General features: G+C 59.0%; 1 pseudogene. It reads left to right on the forward strand.

The features are described 5' to 3' along the window. Window positions 1–195, forward strand: a pseudogene (locus PQR02_RS40920) (phosphate ABC transporter substrate-binding protein PstS); the annotation flags it as partial. Window positions 196–288 lie beyond the last annotated feature (93 nt).

Genomic DNA, 288 nt, shown 5'->3' on the forward strand with positions numbered 1-288 from the left:
TTGCACACGGCGCAGGACAAGCCGGCGCAAGGCACCGAGACGCTGAAGTTCTTCGACTGGGCGTTCAAGAACGGCACCCAGGCCGCGAACGATCTGGACTACATCTCGCTGCCGGATTCGGTGGTGTCGGAGATCCGCACGCAGTGGAAGCAGAAGGTGAAGGACGCTGCGGGCAAACCGCTTGCGGCGGAATAGGTTCCTTGATCCCAAAGGGGCGCTCACGTGAAATGCACGCCTTTCTCCGCGATTCGTTGCTGATTCGTTTGGCTCATTATGCGAAAGCCCAAA

The organism is Paraburkholderia sediminicola (genome assembly GCF_046026895.1).
Taxonomy (GTDB): domain Bacteria; phylum Pseudomonadota; class Gammaproteobacteria; order Burkholderiales; family Burkholderiaceae; genus Paraburkholderia; species Paraburkholderia sediminicola_C.